This window comes from Janthinobacterium sp. SUN206 (genome assembly GCF_030587305.1).
GTDB classification, from domain to species: Bacteria; Pseudomonadota; Gammaproteobacteria; order Burkholderiales; family Burkholderiaceae_D; genus Janthinobacterium; species Janthinobacterium kumbetense.
The window spans coordinates 1,207,827-1,225,528 of the sequence record NZ_JAPWIB010000001.1 but is presented as its reverse complement, the minus strand read 5'-3'; the positions used below and the strand labels follow the sequence as shown (position 1 = coordinate 1,225,528).

The following is a 17,702-nucleotide window of genomic DNA, read 5'->3' as shown; positions in this document are numbered from 1 at the left end:
ATAGGAATAGTCTAAACCGTCAATTGCTTGATGGTGGTCTTGATCTGCGTCACGCGCGCGGCCAGGTCCGGCATGGCGGCCGTGATTTTCAGCTTGTCCTGGCCATGCAGCTTGATATGGCGGTTCTTCTGGATCAAGTCGATGATGCGCATCGGGTCGATGGGCGGCTTGGCCATGAATTGCAGGGTGGCCGCCTCGCCATGCACGTCGATCTTGACGATGCCCACGGTTTTCGCCGCGATGCGCAGGCGGTGCGTCTCGACCAGGGCCTTGACGGCGTCGGGCAGCTTGCCGAAGCGGTCGATCAGCTCTTCCTGGATATCGTCGATCTTGTCCTGCGTGGCGCAGTTGGCCAGGCGCTTGTAAATCGACAGGCGCTCGTGCACGTCGCCGCAGAAGTCGGCCGGCAGCAGGGCCGGCACGTGCAGGTTGATCTCCGTCGTCGACGCCAGCGGCGCGGCCAGATCCGGCTCCTTGCCCGCTTTCAGCGAGCGCACGGCTTCGTTCAGCATGTCCGAATACAGCTGGAAGCCGATTTCCGTCATCTCGCCGGACTGGCTTTCGCCCAGCACTTCGCCGGCGCCGCGGATTTCCAGGTCGTGCATGGCCAGGTAAAAGCCGCTGCCCAGTTCTTCCATCTGCTGGATGGCGTCCAGGCGGCGCTGCGCCAGCTTGGTCAGGCCCTGCACGTCGTGCACCAGCAGGTAGGCGTAGGCCTGGTGGTGCGAACGGCCGACCCGGCCGCGCAGCTGGTGCAGCTGCGCCAGGCCGAACTTGTCGGCGCGGTGCATGATGATGGTGTTCGCCGTCGGCACGTCGATGCCCGTCTCGATGATCGTCGTGCACAGCAGGATGTTGAAACGTTGGGCGACGAAGTCGCGCATGACTTTCTCCAGGTCGCGCTCGTGCATCTGGCCGTGCGCCACGGCGATGCGCGCCTCGGGCAGCAATTCCGTCAGCATGGCCAGGCGGTTCTGGATGGTTTCCACCTCGTTGTGCAGGAAGTAGATCTGGCCGCCCCGTTTGAGTTCGCGCAAACACGCTTCGCGGATGATGGCTTCGCCTTCGCTGCGCACGAACGTCTTGATGGCCAGGCGCTTTTGCGGCGCCGTGGCGATGATGGAAAAGTCGCGCAAGCCTTCCAGCGCCATGCCCAAGGTGCGCGGGATCGGCGTGGCCGTCAGGGTCAGCACGTCCACTTCCGCGCGCAGGGCTTTCAAGGCTTCCTTCTGGCGCACGCCGAACCTGTGTTCTTCGTCAATGATGACCAGGCCCAAACGGGTAAACTTCACGTCGTCGGACAGCAGCTTGTGCGTGCCGATGACGATGTCGATGGTGCCGTCGGCCATGCCCTTGAACGCTTGCGTGATCTCCTTGCCGCTGCGGAAGCGCGACAATTCCGCGATGCGCACGGGCCAGTCGGCGAAGCGGTCGGCGAAGGTTTGCGCGTGCTGCTCCGCCAGCAGGGTGGTGGGCGCCAGGATGGCCACCTGCTTGCCGCCCATGACGGCGATGAAGGCGGCGCGCAGCGCCACTTCCGTCTTGCCGAAGCCGACGTCGCCGCACACGAGGCGGTCCATCGGTTTGCCGGAGGTCATGTCCTTGATGACGTTGTGGATGGCTTCGGCCTGGTCCGGCGTTTCGTCGAAGCCGAAGCTGTCGGCGAAGCGCTGGTAGTCGTGCGACGAGAATTCGAACGAATGGCCCTGGCGCAGCGCGCGGCGCGCATACAGGTTGAGCAGCTCGGCGGCCGTGTCGCGCACCTGTTCGGCCGCGCGTTTTTTCGCCTTTTCCCACTGGCCCGAACCGAGCGAGTGCAAGGGCGCGTCTTCCGGCGAGGCGCCCGAATAGCGGGAAATGACGTGCAGCTGCGACACGGGCACGTACAGCTTGGTGTCCTTCGCGTATTCGAGGTGCAGAAATTCCGTCTCGCCTTCGCCCAGGTCCATGCTGGTCAGGCCCATGTAGCGCCCGATGCCGTGGTTGATGTGCACGACGGGGTCGCCGATCTTCAGCTCCGACAGGTCGCGCACCATCGATTCGACCTGCGTCACGCCTTCCTGTTTCTTGGTGCCGACGCGGCGGCCGGAACCGGCATACAGCTCCGTCTCCGTGATGAAGGATAAATGACCTTCCGGCGTAAACAGTTCGAAGCCCGCATGCAGCGGCGCCACGCCCAGCATCAGCTTGGCGTCGGACTGCAGGAAGCCGTCGCTGCCTTCCACGGGCGTCAGGTGCAGGTCGTATTCGGTGAAGTACTGCTGCAGGGTTTCGCGGCGGCCGTTCGATTCGGCGCAGATCATCACGCGGCGGCCCGCTTGCAGCAAATAGCTGCGCAGGTTCGCCAGCGGGTCGTCGGCGCGGCGGTTGACGGCGATGTTCGGCACGGGGGCCGACAGTTCGGACGCCAGCGCATCGTTCGATTTGGCGATCGCCAGGCGCGGATACGGCTTGGCCAGGCCGAAGAACTGCTCGTCGGACAGGAACAGCGATTCGGGCGGCAGGATCGGCCGTTCGCGGTCGGCTTTTAAGAAGCGGTAGCGCGACTGCGTATCGGTCCAGAAGCGGCCGATGGCAGAGTCGATTTCGCCCACCAGGGCCAGCGAGGCGTCGGGCGGCAGGTAGTCGAACAGGGTGGCCGTCTGTTCGAAGAACAGGGGCAGATAGTATTCGATGCCGGCCGAGGCGATGCCGCTGCTGATGTCCTTGTAGACGACCGAGCGCGATGGGTCGCCCTCGAATTGTTCGCGCCAGCGGTTGCGGAAGGTGGTGCGCGCCGCTTCATCCATGGGGAATTCGCGCCCCGGCAGCAAGCGTACCTCGTGCACGGGGTACAGCGAGCGCTGGGTGTCGGCGTCAAACGTGCGGATGGTTTCGATGGTGTCGCCGAACAGGTCGAGGCGGTAGGGCAGGGCGGAACCCATGGGGAACAGGTCGAGCAGGCCGCCGCGCACCGAGTATTCGCCGGGCGACATCACTTGCGACACATGGCTGTAGCCGGCCAGGGTCAGCTGCGACTTCAATCGCGCTTCGTCGAGCTTTTCGCCCTTCTTGAAGAAGAAGGTGTAGGCGGCCAGGAAGGATGGCGGCGCCAGGCGCACCAGCGCCGTGGTGGCCGGCACGATCAGCACGTCGCACTGGCGCGTCTGGATTTCGTGCAGGGTGGCCAGGCGCTCGGAGACCAGGTCCTGGTGCGGCGAAAAGGCGTCGTAGGGCAGGGTTTCCCAGTCCGGCAGCAGGTGGCAGCGCAGTTCCTTGCCGCCAAACCACGGGATTTCATCGAGCAGGCGCTGGCCGTCGCTGGCCTGCGCCACCACCACGGCCAGCATCTGGCCCCGCGCTTTTAATTCCAGCGCGGCCAGCGCCAGGGCATAGGCGTCGGATGAACCATACAGGGCGGGCAGCGCGTAGCGGTTGCCGGGCTTGGGGAGGGCTTTTGTTAAGTCTAAGGACATGCAGGCGATGACACTAGTGGCAGAGGCAGTTGAGTGGGACAGCTGTGGTGCGCGCAGCGCCGCCAGTGACGGCGCTGACAGGCGAGATTATAGACCATCACCCGCGCGCTTATTCGCGATACCGAAAGGAACATGCACCATCGGGATGGTGCCGCCCGCCGATTTGAGGTGGCTCAATTGATCGTCGAAGAAGATATGCGGCTTGAACACGGCCAGCACGCGCGATTTGTCCATGCCGCCGAGGAAAAACGTCTCGTCGGCCGCCACGCCCCAGCTTTTCAGGGTCGTCACGACGCGCTCGTGCGAGGGCGCGTTGCGCGCCGTGATGATGGCGATGCGCAGGATCTTTTTATAGCCGGGGTCGCGCCGCTGGGCCCTTTCTTCCAGGCGCTGCATGGTGGCCAGCTTCTGGAACAGGCCGGCCAGCGGGCCGGGACGGTGCGGCGTGCCCACGTTCAGGGTTTCATGGGCGTGGAATTCATCGACGTCATTGTTGCGCTTGAAGACGGTTTCCGCCTCGTCGTCAGCGATCACGCCATCGAAATCGAAGGCCACGCGCAATTCCTCGTCGTTTTCGTCGTCTTCCGTGCGCGACGGCAGCACCAGGCCGGCCGGATAGTCGCAGGCCAGGGCGCTGCGCACGTCGCCTTCGTTCGCGCTGAGGAACAGCGAGGCATTGAAGGCGGGCAGGTAGGGATACGGCGACTTGCCCGTCATGAAGGCGGCGCGCGAAATGTCCAGGCCGTAGTGGGCGATCGAATGCATCACGCGCAAGCCCGTTTCCGGCGAATTGCGCGAAAACAGCACCACTTCCACGGGCGACTGGCGCGGGTAGTGCTTGTTGATGTTCAGGAAGCGGCGGATGAAGGGGAAGGCCACGCCGCGCGGCAGGACCGTGTCGATGTGCGTCTCCTGGTACTTGCGGTATTCCTCGGGGCCGTTGTCGAGGTAGATCTGGTGCGATTCGGCCAGGTCGAACAGGGCGCTGGAAGCGACCCCGATCACCAGTTTGTGTTCGATAGGATAAGCCATGCTGTGCCTGTGGTGTGCGTGTTGACCATCTTATACGACTATTAACTGCGTAGCCAATAGCGGCGCGCGGGGATTTTTTGCACCAAAGCAGGGCATCGGATGGCTTTTCGATGCCACTGTGCAAGGCACGCCACAGTCAGGAAATAAATATTGATTTGTATCAAGTATGTAGCAGTCAGCGTCCCCGTTTTCCACTATGCTCCTATTATCAAATCTCGCCAATTGTAACGAAGCGTACGCCCCATCCCCGCCACCTTTATACAAGTGTCAGCTGTTTTACTCGAACATGCCAGCCTCAACCTCGCCAGCAAAAATCGTGATTATATAAAGGGCCTAGCCATGTTTAAGAATTTACTGATCAAATGGAAGTTGGCGACGCTTGTCGCCGTGATGATGGCGGCCTTGCTGGTGGTGGGCATCAGCGGTTACACGGGCATCGCCACCGTCGGTCGCGCCGTCAATGAAATCGGCGTCGTGCGCCTGCCGTCCATCCAGGGCTTGATGATGATCAGCGAAGGCCAGACGGCCGTCGCCGCCGCCACTCTGACGGCCGCCATCTATGAAAACAATTATCAGGCACAGGACAAGTTCGCGGAAGCGCTGCAGCTGCGCACGCGCGCCTGGAACAACATCGAGGCCGGCCGCAAGCTGTACGAACCGCTGCCGCAAACGCCCGAGGAAGCCGTGCTGTGGCAGCGCTTCCAGGGCGAGTGGACGGCCTGGAAGGCGGACGACGACAAGGTGCGCGCCATCCTGCGCCAGCTGGCCGACAACCGCGACGAAGCGCGCCAGAAAGAGCTGTTCGTGGGCTTTTACAAGCAGTACCAGGATTCGCGCGCGCTGTTCGGCAAGGCCGAAGGCACGCTCAACGACATCATTAAGCTCAATAACGGCGTGGCCGACGCCAGCGTCAAGGACGGCAGCGCGGCCGTGATCCGCTCGGAAAGCCTGATGGTCATCCTCGGCTTGCTGGCCTCCGCACTGGGCATCGGCTGCGCCGCCTACATCACGCGCGCCATCACGCAGCCGATCAATTCGGCCGTGAAAGTGGCGCAGACGGTGGCCTCGGGCGACCTGACGAGCCAGATCGAGGTGCACACGACGGAAGAAACGGGCCAGCTGCTGCAGGCGCTGAAAGACATGAATTCCAGCCTGGTCAGCATCGTCGGCCAGGTGCGCAGCGGCACGGAGACCATCGCCACGGCGTCGTCGCAGATTGCCAGCGGCAACCTGGACCTGTCTTCGCGCACGGAAGAGCAAGCCAGTTCGCTGGAAGAGACGGCGTCGTCGATGGAAGAGCTGACGTCCACCGTGCGGCAGAACGCCGACAATGCCCAGCAAGCCAACCAGCTGGCGCTGAGCGCCTCGGGCGTGGCCGTCAAAGGCGGCGAAGTGGTGGGCAAGGTGGTCGAGACCATGGACGCCATCAATGATTCGTCGCGCAAGATCGTCGACATCATTTCCGTCATCGACGGCATCGCCTTCCAGACGAATATCCTAGCGCTGAACGCGGCCGTGGAGGCGGCGCGCGCGGGCGAGCAGGGACGCGGTTTCGCCGTGGTGGCGACGGAAGTGCGTAATCTGGCCCAACGATCGGCTGGCGCAGCGAAAGAAATCAAGACCCTGATCGGCGACTCCGTGGTGGCCGTCGACGCGGGCAGCAAGCTGGTGGCCGAGGCGGGCAGCACGATGGCCGAAATCGTCTCCAGCGTGCAGCGCGTGACGGACATCATGGCGGAAATCAGCCTGGCCACGCAGGAGCAAAGCTCGGGCATCGACCAGATCAACCAGGCCATCGGCCAGATGGACCAGGTGACGCAGCAAAACGCGGCCCTGGTGGAAGAGGCGGCCGCCGCGGCCGAATCGCTGCAGGAGCAATCGGGCCAGCTGGCCGAGGTGGTCAGCGTCTTCAAGCTCGATGGCGCCCAGGCGCCTGCCGCGCGCGCAAACGCGAACGCAAAGCCTGCCGCCCCGCGCGCCGCGGTGGCCAGCGCGGCGCCGAAGCGTCCCGCATCGCGTCCGGCTTCCCGTCCCGCCGCGGGCCGTCCGGCCTTGCACGCCGTGCCGTCCCAGCGCCAGAGCGCGCCGCGCGACGACGAGTGGGAAGTGTTCTGATGGCTTGACGGCGCCAGCATGCGCTAACGGACGGCCGCCTTGCGCGGCCGTTTCTACATGCGCGCACAGGTTCGCACTGCGGTTACTACTTACTAAAAAAACAGCGTTATAAAAATAGCTGTTTTGCCATCTAAGCAAATCTTTTCAAAACTTAACGCGACATTGCTTGTGAGATAACTCACACTGCCTGCCGTACCACCCTTGTTCCCGCCTCGGCCACATCCCGGCTGACCCCTCCGCCTGCTGCGTCCAGCCATTCGTGGCAGGCGGCAGCCATTGCCGTCAGCCTTGCATGCGAGCCCGGCGCAATGACCGATGCACCACACTGAAGGATGCGAATGAAGATGGCAAATATGAAAATCGGCACGCGCCTGCGCTGCTCCTTTGCGTTGTTGACCTTGCTGCTGCTGGCGACCGCCGTGCTGGGCATGCTGCGCCTGTCCAGCCTGGAACTGCGCATGCGCGATGTGATCGACGACAAATATCCGAAAACCGTGCTGGCCAACGACATCATCAAGAATGTCAACATCATCGCGCGCTCCTCGCGCAACCTGCTGCTGATGACGGAGCCGCAGCAGCTGGCGCAGGAACGGGCCACCATCGCCAGGGCGGGCGGCGAAACGGAAAAGGGCCTGGCGCAGCTGGACAAGGTGGTGCTGTCGCCGCAGGGACGCCAGCAGATGGCGGCCGTGACGCAGGCGCGCGCCATCTTCAACGGCGGGCGCGACAAGGTGCTGGCCCTGCTGGAAGAGGGGGCGCGCGAGGAAGCGACCAGTTTGCTGCTCGGCACGGTGCGCGGCGACCAGCTGCGCTACATGGCGGCGCTGGAAAGCCTGATCGCGCTCCAGCATGACCTGATGGAGGAGGCGGGCGCCCAGGTCAGCCACGAATACGCGACGGCGCGCAACATGATGCTGGCGCTGAGCGCGCTGGCCGTGCTGTTTTCGCTCGTCACCGCCTGGCTGGTCACGCGCAGCATCGTCAACCCGCTGCGCCATGCCTTGACGGTGGCGCAGACCGTGGCCGCCGGCGACCTGACGTCGACCTTCGGCCGCCACGCGGGCGATGAAACGGGCAAGCTGCTCGATGCGTTGTGCATCATGAACGGCAACCTGCTCGACATCGTGCAGCAGGTGCGCAGCGGTACCGACACCATCGCCACGGCCTCGTCGCAGATCGCGGCCGGCAATATCGACCTGTCGTCGCGCACCGAGGAGCAGGCCAGCTCGCTCGAACAGACCGCGTCGGCCATGGAGGAACTCAGTTCGACGGTGCAGCAGAACGCGGACAATGCCCGCCATGCCAGCGTGCTGGCCGTCGAGGCGGCGAACATCGCCGGCGCCGGCGGGCAAGCCGTGGGACAGGTGATCCATACGATGGACGCCATCAGCGCGTCGTCGGCGCAGATCGCCGACATCATCGGCGTGATCGACATGCTGGCGTTCCAGACGAATATCCTGGCCCTGAACGCGGCCGTGGAAGCGGCGCGCGCGGGCGAGCAGGGGCGCGGCTTTGCCGTCGTGGCGACGGAAGTGCGCAACCTGGCGCAGCGCAGCGCGGCGGCGGCGCGCGATATCCGCGCCCTGATCGCCAATTCCACGCAGCAGGTGGACGCGGGCGCGGCCCTCGTCGCGCAGGCCGGCGCCACGATGCGGGACGTGGTGGCGGCCGTGGGACGCGTGAGCCAGATGGTGGCCGACATCACGGCCGCCAGCGCCGAGCAAAGCACGGGCATCGGCCAGGTCAGCCAGGCCGTCGTGCAGATGGATGAAGTGACGCAGCAGAACGCCGCCCTGGTGGAGGAGGCGGCGGCCGCCTCGCAATCGCTGGAAGGCGAGGCGGCGAAGCTGCTGCAGGTGGTCAGCGTGTTCCGCCTGCAGCAGGGGCCGGCGCACACCTTGCCGCGCCGCAGCGCGCCGGCCGTGCCGCGCCTGCTGGCCTAGTGGCGCGCCTGGCAAGGTTCTGGCGCGGCTGCGTCGTGCTGTGGCGGGCGCGGCGCCGGGCGCGGGAGGGGCAGGGCGGCAAGCCGAGGGCGTCGGCGCGCAGCCGGGAGTTGCAGGCGCGCCTGGACGGCGCCATCGTCGATGGCGAATTCCGCTTTCACTACCAGGGCAAGTTCGACACGGCGCAGCTGCGCCTGGTCGGCCTGGAAGCGTTGCTGCGCTGGGACCATCCGCGCCACGGTCTGGTCTACCCGAACGAATTCATCGGCCTGGCCGAGCAGACGCAGGCCATCGCCGCGCTGGGCAACTGGGGCATCGATGCGGCTTGCCGCCAGCTGGCGCAGTGGCGCGCGGCGGGCCTGCCCCTGGTGCCGGTCGCGGTGAATGTCTCGGCGCGCCAGCTGTGCCAGCCGCAGTTGCCCGACTTCGTGCTGGATTGCCTGCGGCGCCATGCGATTCCTGCCCGTCTGCTGGAGCTGGAAGTGACGGAAAGCTGCCGCATCGACGACATGGCGCAGGCGGCGCAGGGCTTGCGCCGCCTGCGCGCGCTGGGCCTGGCCCTTTCGCTCGACGATTACGGCACCGGTTATTCGGGCTTGAGCCATGTCCGGATGCTGCCGATTCACACCATCAAGATCGACCGTTCCTTCATCCGCGACGTGGACAACTGCGGCAGCGACGCCGTGATCGTCGCCTCGACCCTTGCGCTGGCGCGCGGCCTGGGCTTGCTGGCGCTGGCCGAGGGCGTGGAAAACGGTGCACAGCTGGCGCAGTTGCGGCGGCTGGGCTGCCCGCAGGTACAGGGCTTCTATCTGCACCGCCCGGCGCCCGCGGCCGAGGTGGCCGCGCTGCTGTCCGCTGGCCTTGTAACGGTGCCGCAACATGGCGCCATGCGGCATGGCGCGGATGCTCAGTAGAATATGGCCACTGCAAGCCGCGTGCTTTAACACCTACACCCCCACGCAAGAATGATAAACAGTCCCGTCCCGGCCTATGTCTTCGGCCCGTTTCGCCTTTTGCCGCTAGAACGCTTGCTGTTCGAGGGCGACCGCGCGCTGCGCCTGGGCAGCAGGGCCATGGACTTGCTGCTGGCACTGCTGGAGCGCGCCGGCGACATCGTCGACAAGCATGAACTGGTGGCCATCGTCTGGCCCAATGCCGTGGTCGACGACGCGACCTTGCGCGTGCACCTGGCGGCGTTGCGCAAGGCGCTCGGCGATGGCCGCGACGGCCAGCGCTACATCACCACGATCCCCGGGCGCGGCTACGGCTTCCTGGCGCCGCTGGCGCACACGGGCCGGCCGGCGTCCGGTGCGGCGGGCGCCGAGCCGCGGCATAACCTGCCCGTCATGCTGACGCGCATGCTGGGCCGCGCCGAGGTGCTGCAAACGATGGCCAACCAGCTGCTGCAATTGCGCCTGCTGTGCATTGCCGGCCCGGGCGGCATCGGCAAGACCACCCTGGCCGTCGGCCTGGCCACGCGCGTGCTGCGCCGCTATGCCGACGGCGTGTGTTTCGTCGACCTGTCGCCGCTGGACGAGGGCCGCCTAGTGCCGCTGGCGCTGGCCACGGCGCTGGGGGTGGCGGTGCCGGCCGGCGACGCCATGCCGGTCCTGCTGGCCTACCTGCGCCCGCGCCACATGCTGCTCGTGCTCGATAACTGCGAGCACGTGATCGGCGCGGCCGCCACGCTGGCCGACGCCTTGCTCAAGGGCGCGCCACTGCTGCACGTGCTGGCCACCAGCCGCGAGCCGCTGCGCCTCACCAGCGAACAGCTGCAGCGCCTGCCCGCGCTGGAATTGCCGCCTGCCGATGCCGTGCCCGATGCGGCGGCGGCCCGGCATTTCTCCGCGGTGCAGCTGTTTTGCGAACGCTGCGCGGCCGTCGACGATGCCTTCGTGCTGGCCGACGCCGACGTGCCCGTGGTGGTGGACATCTGCCGGCGCCTCGACGGCATCCCGCTGGCGCTGGAGCTGGCGGCCGGACGCATCGGCCATTTCGGTCTGCACGAATTGCGCCGCCAGCTCGACGACCGCTTTCGCCTGCTCACGCGCGGCGCGCGCAACATGCCCTTGCGCCACCAGACCCTGCGCGCCACGCTGGACTGGAGCTACGGCTTGCTCGACGCGCGCGAGCGCCAGGCGCTGCAGGCGCTGAGCGTGTTCAGGAGCCGCTTCCGCCTGGAGTCGGCCAGCGCCGTGGCGGGATGCGACGTGTTCGACACGCTGGCCGACCTGGCGGCCAAGTCCCTCGTCAGCATCGAGTTTTGCCGCCAGCACGTGTATTACCGGCTGCTCGACACCACGCGCGCCTATGCTGGCGCGCAGCTGTCGGCGGGCGGTGGCGCGGGCGCCGTGCTGCTGCGCCATGCGCGCCATTGCCTGGGACTGGCCGCATGCATCGCCGCCGACTGGGGCAGCATGCCGCCGGCCCAATGGAGCGCGCGCTACGGCCGCCATGTCGACGACTTGCGGGCCGCCATCGACTGGGCTTTCGGCGAGGAGGGCGACGTGGCGCTGGGCGTGGCGCTGACCCTGGCCGCGCAAACCCTGTTCTATCAGCTGTCGCTGATGGATGAATACCGCGTGCGCGTCGGGCGGGCGCTCGAGCGCATGGCCACGCATGCGGTGGACGACCCCGACAGCGAAATGCAGCTGCATGCCTCGCAGGCGCACCTGCTGCTGCATACGCAGGGCATCACCGGCACCATGCTGCGTTCGTTCCAGCGCAGCTATGCGCTGGCCATGCGCACGGACGATGGCAGCCGCCGGGCCGAAGCGATTTGCGGCATGTGGATCTGCTGCCTGAAGCTGGCCGATTTCCAGCGCGCCGACAGTTACGTCATAGAGCTTGCCGTCCTGTGCGCAACGCGCGACGACACGGCGATGCACCTGGTGCTGGCGCGCATGCGTTCCGTGGGCGAGTATGTGCAGGGACGCTACGCGCAGTCGGCGGCGCTGGCGCGCATGGTGCTCGCGCACCCCGGGGGGGCGGCGCAGCTGGGCTTCAACAATGCCTTGCTGGCCGATCACCAGGTGTGCCTGCGCGGCACGCTGGCGCGCTGCCTGTGGATGCAGGGCCGCCCCGACGACGCCCTGGCGCTGGCGCGCGAGGCGGTGACGGTGGGCTTCGAGCACAATGGCGTCACGCTGTGCGTGGCGCTGGCCATCCATGCCATTCCCGTCGCCCTGTGGTGCGGGCGGCGGGAACTGGCGCAGGCGTGGACTTGCCTGCTGTGCGAGCACGCGGCCCGCTATGGCTTGCTGTACTGGAGCGCCTGGGGCGCCGCCTACCAGCGCCTGCTCGACGGGGGCGAGGCGATGACGCCATTTCCCTGGCCTTCGGTGCGCAGCTGGCCGATACAGGTCGATTTGATGGCCACCCTGCACGACGCGGCCGCCGATAGCCAGGCGCTGCGGCGCGCACGCACGGGCCTGGCGCCGTGGAGCGCGCCGGAAGTGCTGCGCCGCGACGCGCACCACCGCTGGCGGGCGCTGGCGCACGACGATGCGGCCGGCCTGGACGCGGTGCGGGCGCAGCTGGAAGAAGCGCTGCAGCTGGCCAGGGGCCAGCAGGCGCCGGGCTGGGAACTGCGCTGCGCCACCAGCCTGGCGGCCGTGCTGCTGGCGCAAGGCCGCGGCACCGCCGCGCATGCCGTGCTGGCCCCAGTGCATGCGGGTTATAGCCAGGGGCGCGACACGACGGACGTGATGGCGGCGGCAGCGTTGCTGGCGCAGCTGGCCTGAATGCTATTCGTAGGCGCCCAGCCGGCGCTGTTCCTCCGGCGTGAAACTGGCGTCGCGCAACTGCTGCAGGGCCGCCGCATCCTGCGCGCCGCCGGGCAGGCTGTGTTTTTGCGCCTGGTAGGCGATGATGCGCTGCTGCCACTGCGATTCCTCGCGGTCCAGTTCCGCCAGACGGGCCGCCGCCGCCGGCGTGAAGGTGCTGGCGCGCAGGCGGTAGACTTCATTCTCGCCGCCGCCCTGTGCCCGCAGGGCCTTGACCGATTCATCCAGCCTGGCCACCTGCAGCGGCGCATCGCGTGCGGCGCGCTGGGCCGGCGACATCTTCTGGTCCAGCGCCGTCAGCTGCACCTGGCGCTGGGCTTCATCGAGCGTCGTGTTGCCGAGGATATCCATGCGCGCCACGGCGTCGTCGTCATACGCGTCGCTGGCGCCGAACAGGCCGGCGCTTTCCTCCGGCGTAAAGTAATCGCCGCGCAGGGCGCGCAGGGCTTGCAGGCGCGCGCGCGCCGCCACGGCGGGATCGGCTTGCGCCGGCAAGGCCTGTTCCGCGCCGGCCAGCGCCTGCTTGTAGGCCAGATACGCGCCCAGCAGGCGCTTCGCTTCGCGCGCGGGCACGGGCGCCAGGCGCTTGTCCAGCTCCGCCTCGATCTGGCTGCGGATGGCGGCCAGCGGCTTTTCGCCGAGGCCCGCCAGGTAGTAGTCGAACAGGTGGCCCAGTTCCGCGTCGACCACCAGCTTGTCGCCGGCGGCCACCGTCACGTCGCCGTCGGGCCGCGTGCCTTGCATCGAGCGCACGAACGCGAACAGGTCCGGTTCCGCTTTTTCCGGCGGCGGGGCGGGCGGCTCGCCTGGGCGCAGCACCAGGTACAGGGCCAGGGCTGCCAGGCTGCCGCCGATGATCCATTTCGCGTGCATGCGCTTCTCCTTACAGTCCCAGGCCTTGCAGGCGGTTGGCTTGCTGGCGGAAGACGGTGACGGGGTTCGTCTCGAACAGGTTGACGATGCCGACGAACTGGTTGACTTCATCGAGGTGGTTCATGGCGTAATCGTCGCGGATCACCTTGCCCAAGTGGCTGGAGCAGCTGCTCACCAGGCCATCGTTCTTGACGCCGCCGAAGGCCAGGCTGATGGCCGCCAGGGCAGGGTCGCCCACGTCGAGCACGTTCGTGTACGGTTGCGCGCCGCTCCACGAAAAGTAGTACACGCCTTGTACCTGGTAGGCGCCTTCGCCGCAGGCGCTGGTCGGAATACCTTGCGGGTGGCGGCTGTTGAAGGCCAGCGACCCGGCCGTGGACAGGGAGGTGAGCGAGGCGCCCGCGTTTTGCGGCAAGCCCTTGTTGCCCGACAAAATGCCGATCAGGGAGGCGAGCGCGTTGCCCAGCGCGCCGCTGGTGTTGGGAATGGCGCCGCTGAGGATATCGGCCACCTTCGAGCCCTTGTTGACGCCGGCCACGCTGGTGACGGACGCCACCAGGTCGGGGCGCACGGAAGCGACATAGCGGGCCGTCGGACCGCCATGGCTATGGCCGATCAAATTGACCTTGGCGGCGCCTGTGGCGGCGAGGATTTGCCGCACCTGCGACAGCAGCTGCTCGCCGCGCACTTCCGTGCTGTTGGCGGCCGACACGGTGGTCACATACACTTGCGCGCCGCCGCTGCGCAGGGCGGCGGGAACGCCATAAAAATATTCGACGGGACCGAGCTTGTCGAAGCCGAACAGGCCGTGCACGAGCACGATCGGGTACTTGGTTTGCGTGTAGCCGGCGGCGCTGGCGCTGCCGGGCAGGATGGCGAGGGAAAACAGCAGGATGGAAAGCAGTTGCCAGAAGCGTGTCTTCATTTTGTCTCCGTTATGTATTATTAATAGTGGAAATGAGTGGAAATGTCGATGCTGTAGCGATGAACCGTGCACTCCTGTACATTCTCGATGCATTAAAAATAGCGAGCGCTCGGTTTTTTGAATGTAGCACCGCTGGATTTAAATTGCATTTGAATTGCATGATGCAGCGCAATAACTGTGGGAATTTGGCGTTGCTTATGCGCCCATTGCATAGTTGAAAAGTCAAATAGTTGTTTTCCTGAGCTATAATCGGCCCGGCATCAGCCGTCCCGCCATCTTGCAATGCCGCGTACCGGCATGGCATGGATATCGCTCCTACACCGTTACTTGGGAATGCACTTGTCGACCCATTTTAATTTTGAACAGTTTCAGCAGATGACGCCTTTAAATGGCGAAAACATCTGGGAATATATTCTTGACCGCCACGCGGAGCGCATCGGCGTCAAGCGCCGCAAGCCGGCGCTGGAAAATCTTGAACGCATCTTCGTCGCCACCTTCCGCCTGGCCAATGACGTGGGTTTCCGCGCCATGAGCTTGCGCGATTTATGCCGCGAGACCGGCTTGTCGATGGGCGGCCTGTATGGCTACATCACCAGCAAGGATCAACTGGCCGAAATGATCGAGGACGTGGTGCGCCACGCCACGCAAGCTTTGCCCTTGCTGTTTGCCGACGTGAAGTCGCCGCTGGACCGCCTGGAGGCGATGATACGCTCGTCGATCTACCTGTCCGAAGTGCTGCAGCCGTGGTTTTATTTCGTCTTCATGGATTCGCGCGTGCTGCAGGTGGAGCAGCGCAGCATGGCGAAGAATTCGGAACTGTACGTGCAGACCCTGATCGCCGCCACCATCGGGGAAATCGAACCGAAGCCGCAGGGCGATCCCACCTTGCTGGCCGCGCACTGCCTGGCCCTGTTCCAGGACTGGTACGTGAAACGCTGGAAGTACCGCGCCGCGAAGGTCAATGTCGACGATTTTGCCGATAGCGTCGTCAGTACGGTGCGCGGCTACCTGAGCATGGTCAAGGCGCCGTAAGAAGGCCGCCGAAAAAAAAAGCCAGGATCGCTCCTGGCTTTTTCACTAGTTCGTTTCCACCGGCACCGTCTCCGGCACTGCCGCCGGATCCGTCGGCGTCTCCGCCTCCATATCCAGCGTCCTGATCCCGTTCATGTCGATGAATTCGTCGTACAGCCACTCGCCGTCGACCTGGCTCAGGCCCGCCGGCACGGCGCGCGTGACTTGCGGGCGCGTCGACAGGGCAGTGCGCATGTAGTCGATCCAGATCGGCATGGCCAGCGAGGAACCGAATTCGCGTCCGCCCAGGGACTTGGGCTCGTCATAACCCATCCACGCCACGGCCACGATGCCGCCGCCATAACCGGCGAACCAGCCGTCGACGGCGTCGCTGGTGGTGCCCGTCTTGCCGGCGATATCGCTGCGGCCCAGTTTTTTCGTCGCCGCCGCGCCCGTGCCGGTGCGCGTGACTTCGCGCAGCATGCTGTCCATCACGAAGGCGTTGCGCGGGTCCAGCGCCAGGGTCTTCTCGTCGTTCGGCGCGGGCGGCTTGGTCTGCATCAGCACCGCGCCCTTGGCGTCGACGATGCGGTCGATCAAATACGGTTCCACCTGGTGGCCGCCATTGGCGAACAGGGCGTAGGCGCCCGCCATCTGCACGGGCGTGACGGAACCCGTGCCCAGCGCCATCGTCAGGTTGCTGGGCTGGCGGGCCGGGTCGAAGCCGAATTTTTCCATGAAGTCGTGCGTGTACGACACGCCCAGCGCGCGCAGGATGCGCACGGAGGCCACGTTCTTCGATTGCGCCAGCGCATAGCGCATGGTGATCGGGCCGTCGAACTTGAAGTCGTCATTCTGCGGCGCCCATACCTTGCCGCCCGCCTGCATTTCCAGGGGCACGTCGTTGATCAGGGTGGCCGGCGAAAAGCCTTTTTCCAGCGCCGCCGAATACACGAAGGGCTTCATGGCCGAACCGGGCTGGCGCCAGGCTTGCGTCACGTGGTTGAACTTTTGCAGGTTGTAGTCGAAGCCGCCCACCATGGCGTGGTAGGCGCCCGTTTCCGCGTCCAGCGAGACGAAGGCGGCGGCCACCAGCGGCACTTGCGTGATGGCCCAGTTGCCCTTGGCGTCCTGGGTGATGCGGATCACGGCGCCCGGGCGCAGCTTGATGCCGGCGCCTGCCTTGGCGGACAAGGCGGGGGCGGCAAAGCGCAAGCCTTCGCCCGTGATGGCCTTGGCGTCGCCGTCGCCGATGTCGGCCACCACCTTGCCGCTGGCCACCTCCGTGACGACGGCGGCGATCAGGCCGTCGCTGTCCGGGCGTTTTTGCAGTGCAGCATCGATGGCGTCGTCGCGCTGCTCGGGGTCGACCGGCATGTCGATGAAGGTTTCCGGGCCGCGGTAGCCGTGGCGCTGGTCGTAGGCGATGACGTTGCGGCGCGTCGAGGCGTAGGCCGCATCCTGGTCCGCCTTCAAGATCGTCGTGTAGACGCTGATACCCCTGGTATAGCTGTCTTCCTTGTACTGCGCATACACGGCCTGGCGCGCCAGTTCGGCCACGTATTCGGCGTGCGTGTCGAAACCCTGCTTGCCGCGGCTGTTGATATGCAGCGGCTGCGCCAGCGCCTGCTGGTACTGGCCTTCGCTGATGTAATCGAGGTCGCGCATGCGCTTCAACACCAGTTGCTGGCGCGCGTGCGCCTTTTTCGGATTGCTGATCGGGTTGTGGCGCGAGGGGTTTTGCGGCAGGCCCGCCAGCATGGCCATTTCCGCGATCGACAGTTCGGACAAGGGCTTGCCGAAATACGTCTGCGCCGCGCTGCCGAAGCCGAACGAGCGCTGGCCCAGGTACATCTGGTTCATGTACAGCTCGAGAATCTGGTCTTTCGACAGGGCCGACTCGATCTTCAGGGCCAGCATGATTTCATTGAGCTTGCGCGAAGCGACTTTTTCGCGCGTCAGGAAGAAGTTGCGCGCCACCTGCATGGTGATGGTGGAGCCGCCCCCGTGGCCGAAGCCGTGGCGCAGGTTCGACAGCACGGCGCCGCCGGCGCGCACGAAGTCGATGCCGTGGTGTTCGTAGAAGCGGCCATCCTCGATGGCCAGCAGGGCCTTCTTCATCATTTCCGGCACTTGCGCAATCGGCACGAAATCGCGGTGTTCTTCGCCGAATTCGCCGATCAGCACATTGTCGGCCGTGTAGACGCGCAGCGGGATCTTCGGCTGGTAGTCCGTAATGACGTCCAGTTCGGGCAGGCGCGGGCGCACATACAGGAACAAATAGGCGGCCAGCAGCAGGGCGGCGGCCAGCGCGGCGCAGCCGGCGATGATGAAACCGCGCACGGTGGCGCGGCGGGAAGGCCAGGGGAATCCGGTTCGTTTGGCAGTCAAGGCAGTCTCACGTGAGCGTGCAAGGCACGGTGGCAGCGATTATAGACCAATGCGCCGGCGCTTCCTGTGCGGGCAGGGCGGCGGGCTGGCCTCGGGGACCGGGAGCAAAAAACCTTTTCATCGAAACGCGGCTGTGCGATAGTCTCGGCTTCAAGAAAATAGCCCGGGC

The 17,702-nt window shown here is 65.8% G+C and carries 10 protein-coding genes; 5 read left to right on the top strand and 5 right to left on the bottom strand.

Features of this window, described 5'->3' with window-relative positions:
* Positions 1–11: 11 nt before the first annotated feature.
* Together mfd and O3300_RS05340 are read right to left on the bottom strand one after the other, a co-directional pair.
* Positions 12–3,455 carry a transcription-repair coupling factor gene (gene mfd, locus O3300_RS05345; protein WP_305052302.1) on the bottom strand — a complete coding sequence of 1,148 codons (3,444 nt, stop codon included), beginning with the start codon at positions 3,453–3,455 and terminating at the stop codon, positions 12–14.
* An 87-nt stretch (positions 3,456–3,542) separates the two neighbouring features.
* Positions 3,543–4,487 carry a 5'-nucleotidase gene (locus O3300_RS05340; RefSeq protein WP_305052301.1) on the bottom strand — a complete coding sequence of 315 codons (945 nt, stop codon included), beginning with the start codon at positions 4,485–4,487 and terminating at the stop codon, positions 3,543–3,545.
* 339 nt (positions 4,488–4,826) lie between these two features.
* Here O3300_RS05340 and O3300_RS05335 point away from each other — a divergent pair, with 339 nt between their 5' ends.
* From O3300_RS05335 to O3300_RS05320, 4 genes are all read left to right on the top strand, one after another.
* Complete coding sequence (locus tag O3300_RS05335; RefSeq protein ID WP_305052300.1) at positions 4,827–6,602, top strand: methyl-accepting chemotaxis protein; 1,776 nt, start codon at positions 4,827–4,829, stop codon at positions 6,600–6,602.
* 344 nt (positions 6,603–6,946) lie between these two features.
* Positions 6,947–8,545, top strand: a complete 1,599-nt coding sequence (locus O3300_RS05330; RefSeq protein WP_305052299.1) for a methyl-accepting chemotaxis protein — start codon at positions 6,947–6,949, stop codon at positions 8,543–8,545.
* A complete protein-coding gene (locus O3300_RS05325) occupies positions 8,545–9,462 on the top strand; it encodes an EAL domain-containing protein (RefSeq protein WP_289914343.1) in 918 nt (305 codons plus the stop codon). The genes O3300_RS05330 and O3300_RS05325 overlap by 1 nt, the downstream gene beginning before the upstream one ends.
* Positions 9,463–9,561: 99 nt before the next feature.
* On the top strand, positions 9,562–12,291 hold the full coding sequence (locus tag O3300_RS05320) for a winged helix-turn-helix domain-containing protein (RefSeq protein WP_305052298.1): 2,730 nt from the start codon (positions 9,562–9,564) through the stop codon (positions 12,289–12,291).
* Positions 12,292–12,294: 3 nt separating this feature from the next.
* Here the strand turns inward: O3300_RS05320 and O3300_RS05315 are convergent, their stop codons facing one another.
* Positions 12,295–13,206: a lipase secretion chaperone gene (locus tag O3300_RS05315; protein WP_305052297.1), complete on the bottom strand. Its 912-nt coding sequence runs from the start codon at positions 13,204–13,206 to the stop codon at positions 12,295–12,297.
* 10 nt (positions 13,207–13,216) lie between these two features.
* The gene (locus O3300_RS05310) at positions 13,217–14,131 is read right to left on the bottom strand and encodes a triacylglycerol lipase (protein ID WP_305052296.1); all 915 of its coding nucleotides are present in this window, start codon (positions 14,129–14,131) and stop codon (positions 13,217–13,219) included.
* Between the two features lie 375 nt (positions 14,132–14,506).
* Between O3300_RS05310 and O3300_RS05305 the strand changes: the two genes are divergently transcribed.
* Positions 14,507–15,163, top strand: a complete 657-nt coding sequence (locus O3300_RS05305; protein WP_052140174.1) for a TetR/AcrR family transcriptional regulator — start codon at positions 14,507–14,509, stop codon at positions 15,161–15,163.
* A 45-nt stretch (positions 15,164–15,208) separates the two neighbouring features.
* On the opposite strand, the gene O3300_RS05300 is transcribed toward O3300_RS05305, so the two are convergent.
* Positions 15,209–17,533: a penicillin-binding protein 1A gene (locus O3300_RS05300; RefSeq protein WP_305052295.1), complete on the bottom strand. Its 2,325-nt coding sequence runs from the start codon at positions 17,531–17,533 to the stop codon at positions 15,209–15,211.
* Positions 17,534–17,702: the final 169 nt, after the last annotated feature.

What these genes read in the sequence shown, in the direction of transcription:
- mfd (WP_305052302.1), bottom strand. Translation starts at nt 3,455, where the DNA reads ATGTCCTTAGACTTAACAAAAGCCCTCCCCAAGCCCGGCAACCGCTAC.
- O3300_RS05340 (WP_305052301.1), bottom strand. Translation starts at nt 4,487, where the DNA reads ATGGCTTATCCTATCGAACACAAACTGGTGATCGGGGTCGCTTCCAGC.
- O3300_RS05335 (WP_305052300.1), top strand. Translation starts at nt 4,827, where the DNA reads ATGTTTAAGAATTTACTGATCAAATGGAAGTTGGCGACGCTTGTCGCC.
- O3300_RS05330 (WP_305052299.1), top strand. Translation starts at nt 6,947, where the DNA reads ATGGCAAATATGAAAATCGGCACGCGCCTGCGCTGCTCCTTTGCGTTG.
- O3300_RS05315 (WP_305052297.1), bottom strand. Translation starts at nt 13,206, where the DNA reads ATGCACGCGAAATGGATCATCGGCGGCAGCCTGGCAGCCCTGGCCCTG.
- O3300_RS05310 (WP_305052296.1), bottom strand. Translation starts at nt 14,131, where the DNA reads ATGAAGACACGCTTCTGGCAACTGCTTTCCATCCTGCTGTTTTCCCTC.
- O3300_RS05305 (WP_052140174.1), top strand. Translation starts at nt 14,507, where the DNA reads ATGACGCCTTTAAATGGCGAAAACATCTGGGAATATATTCTTGACCGC.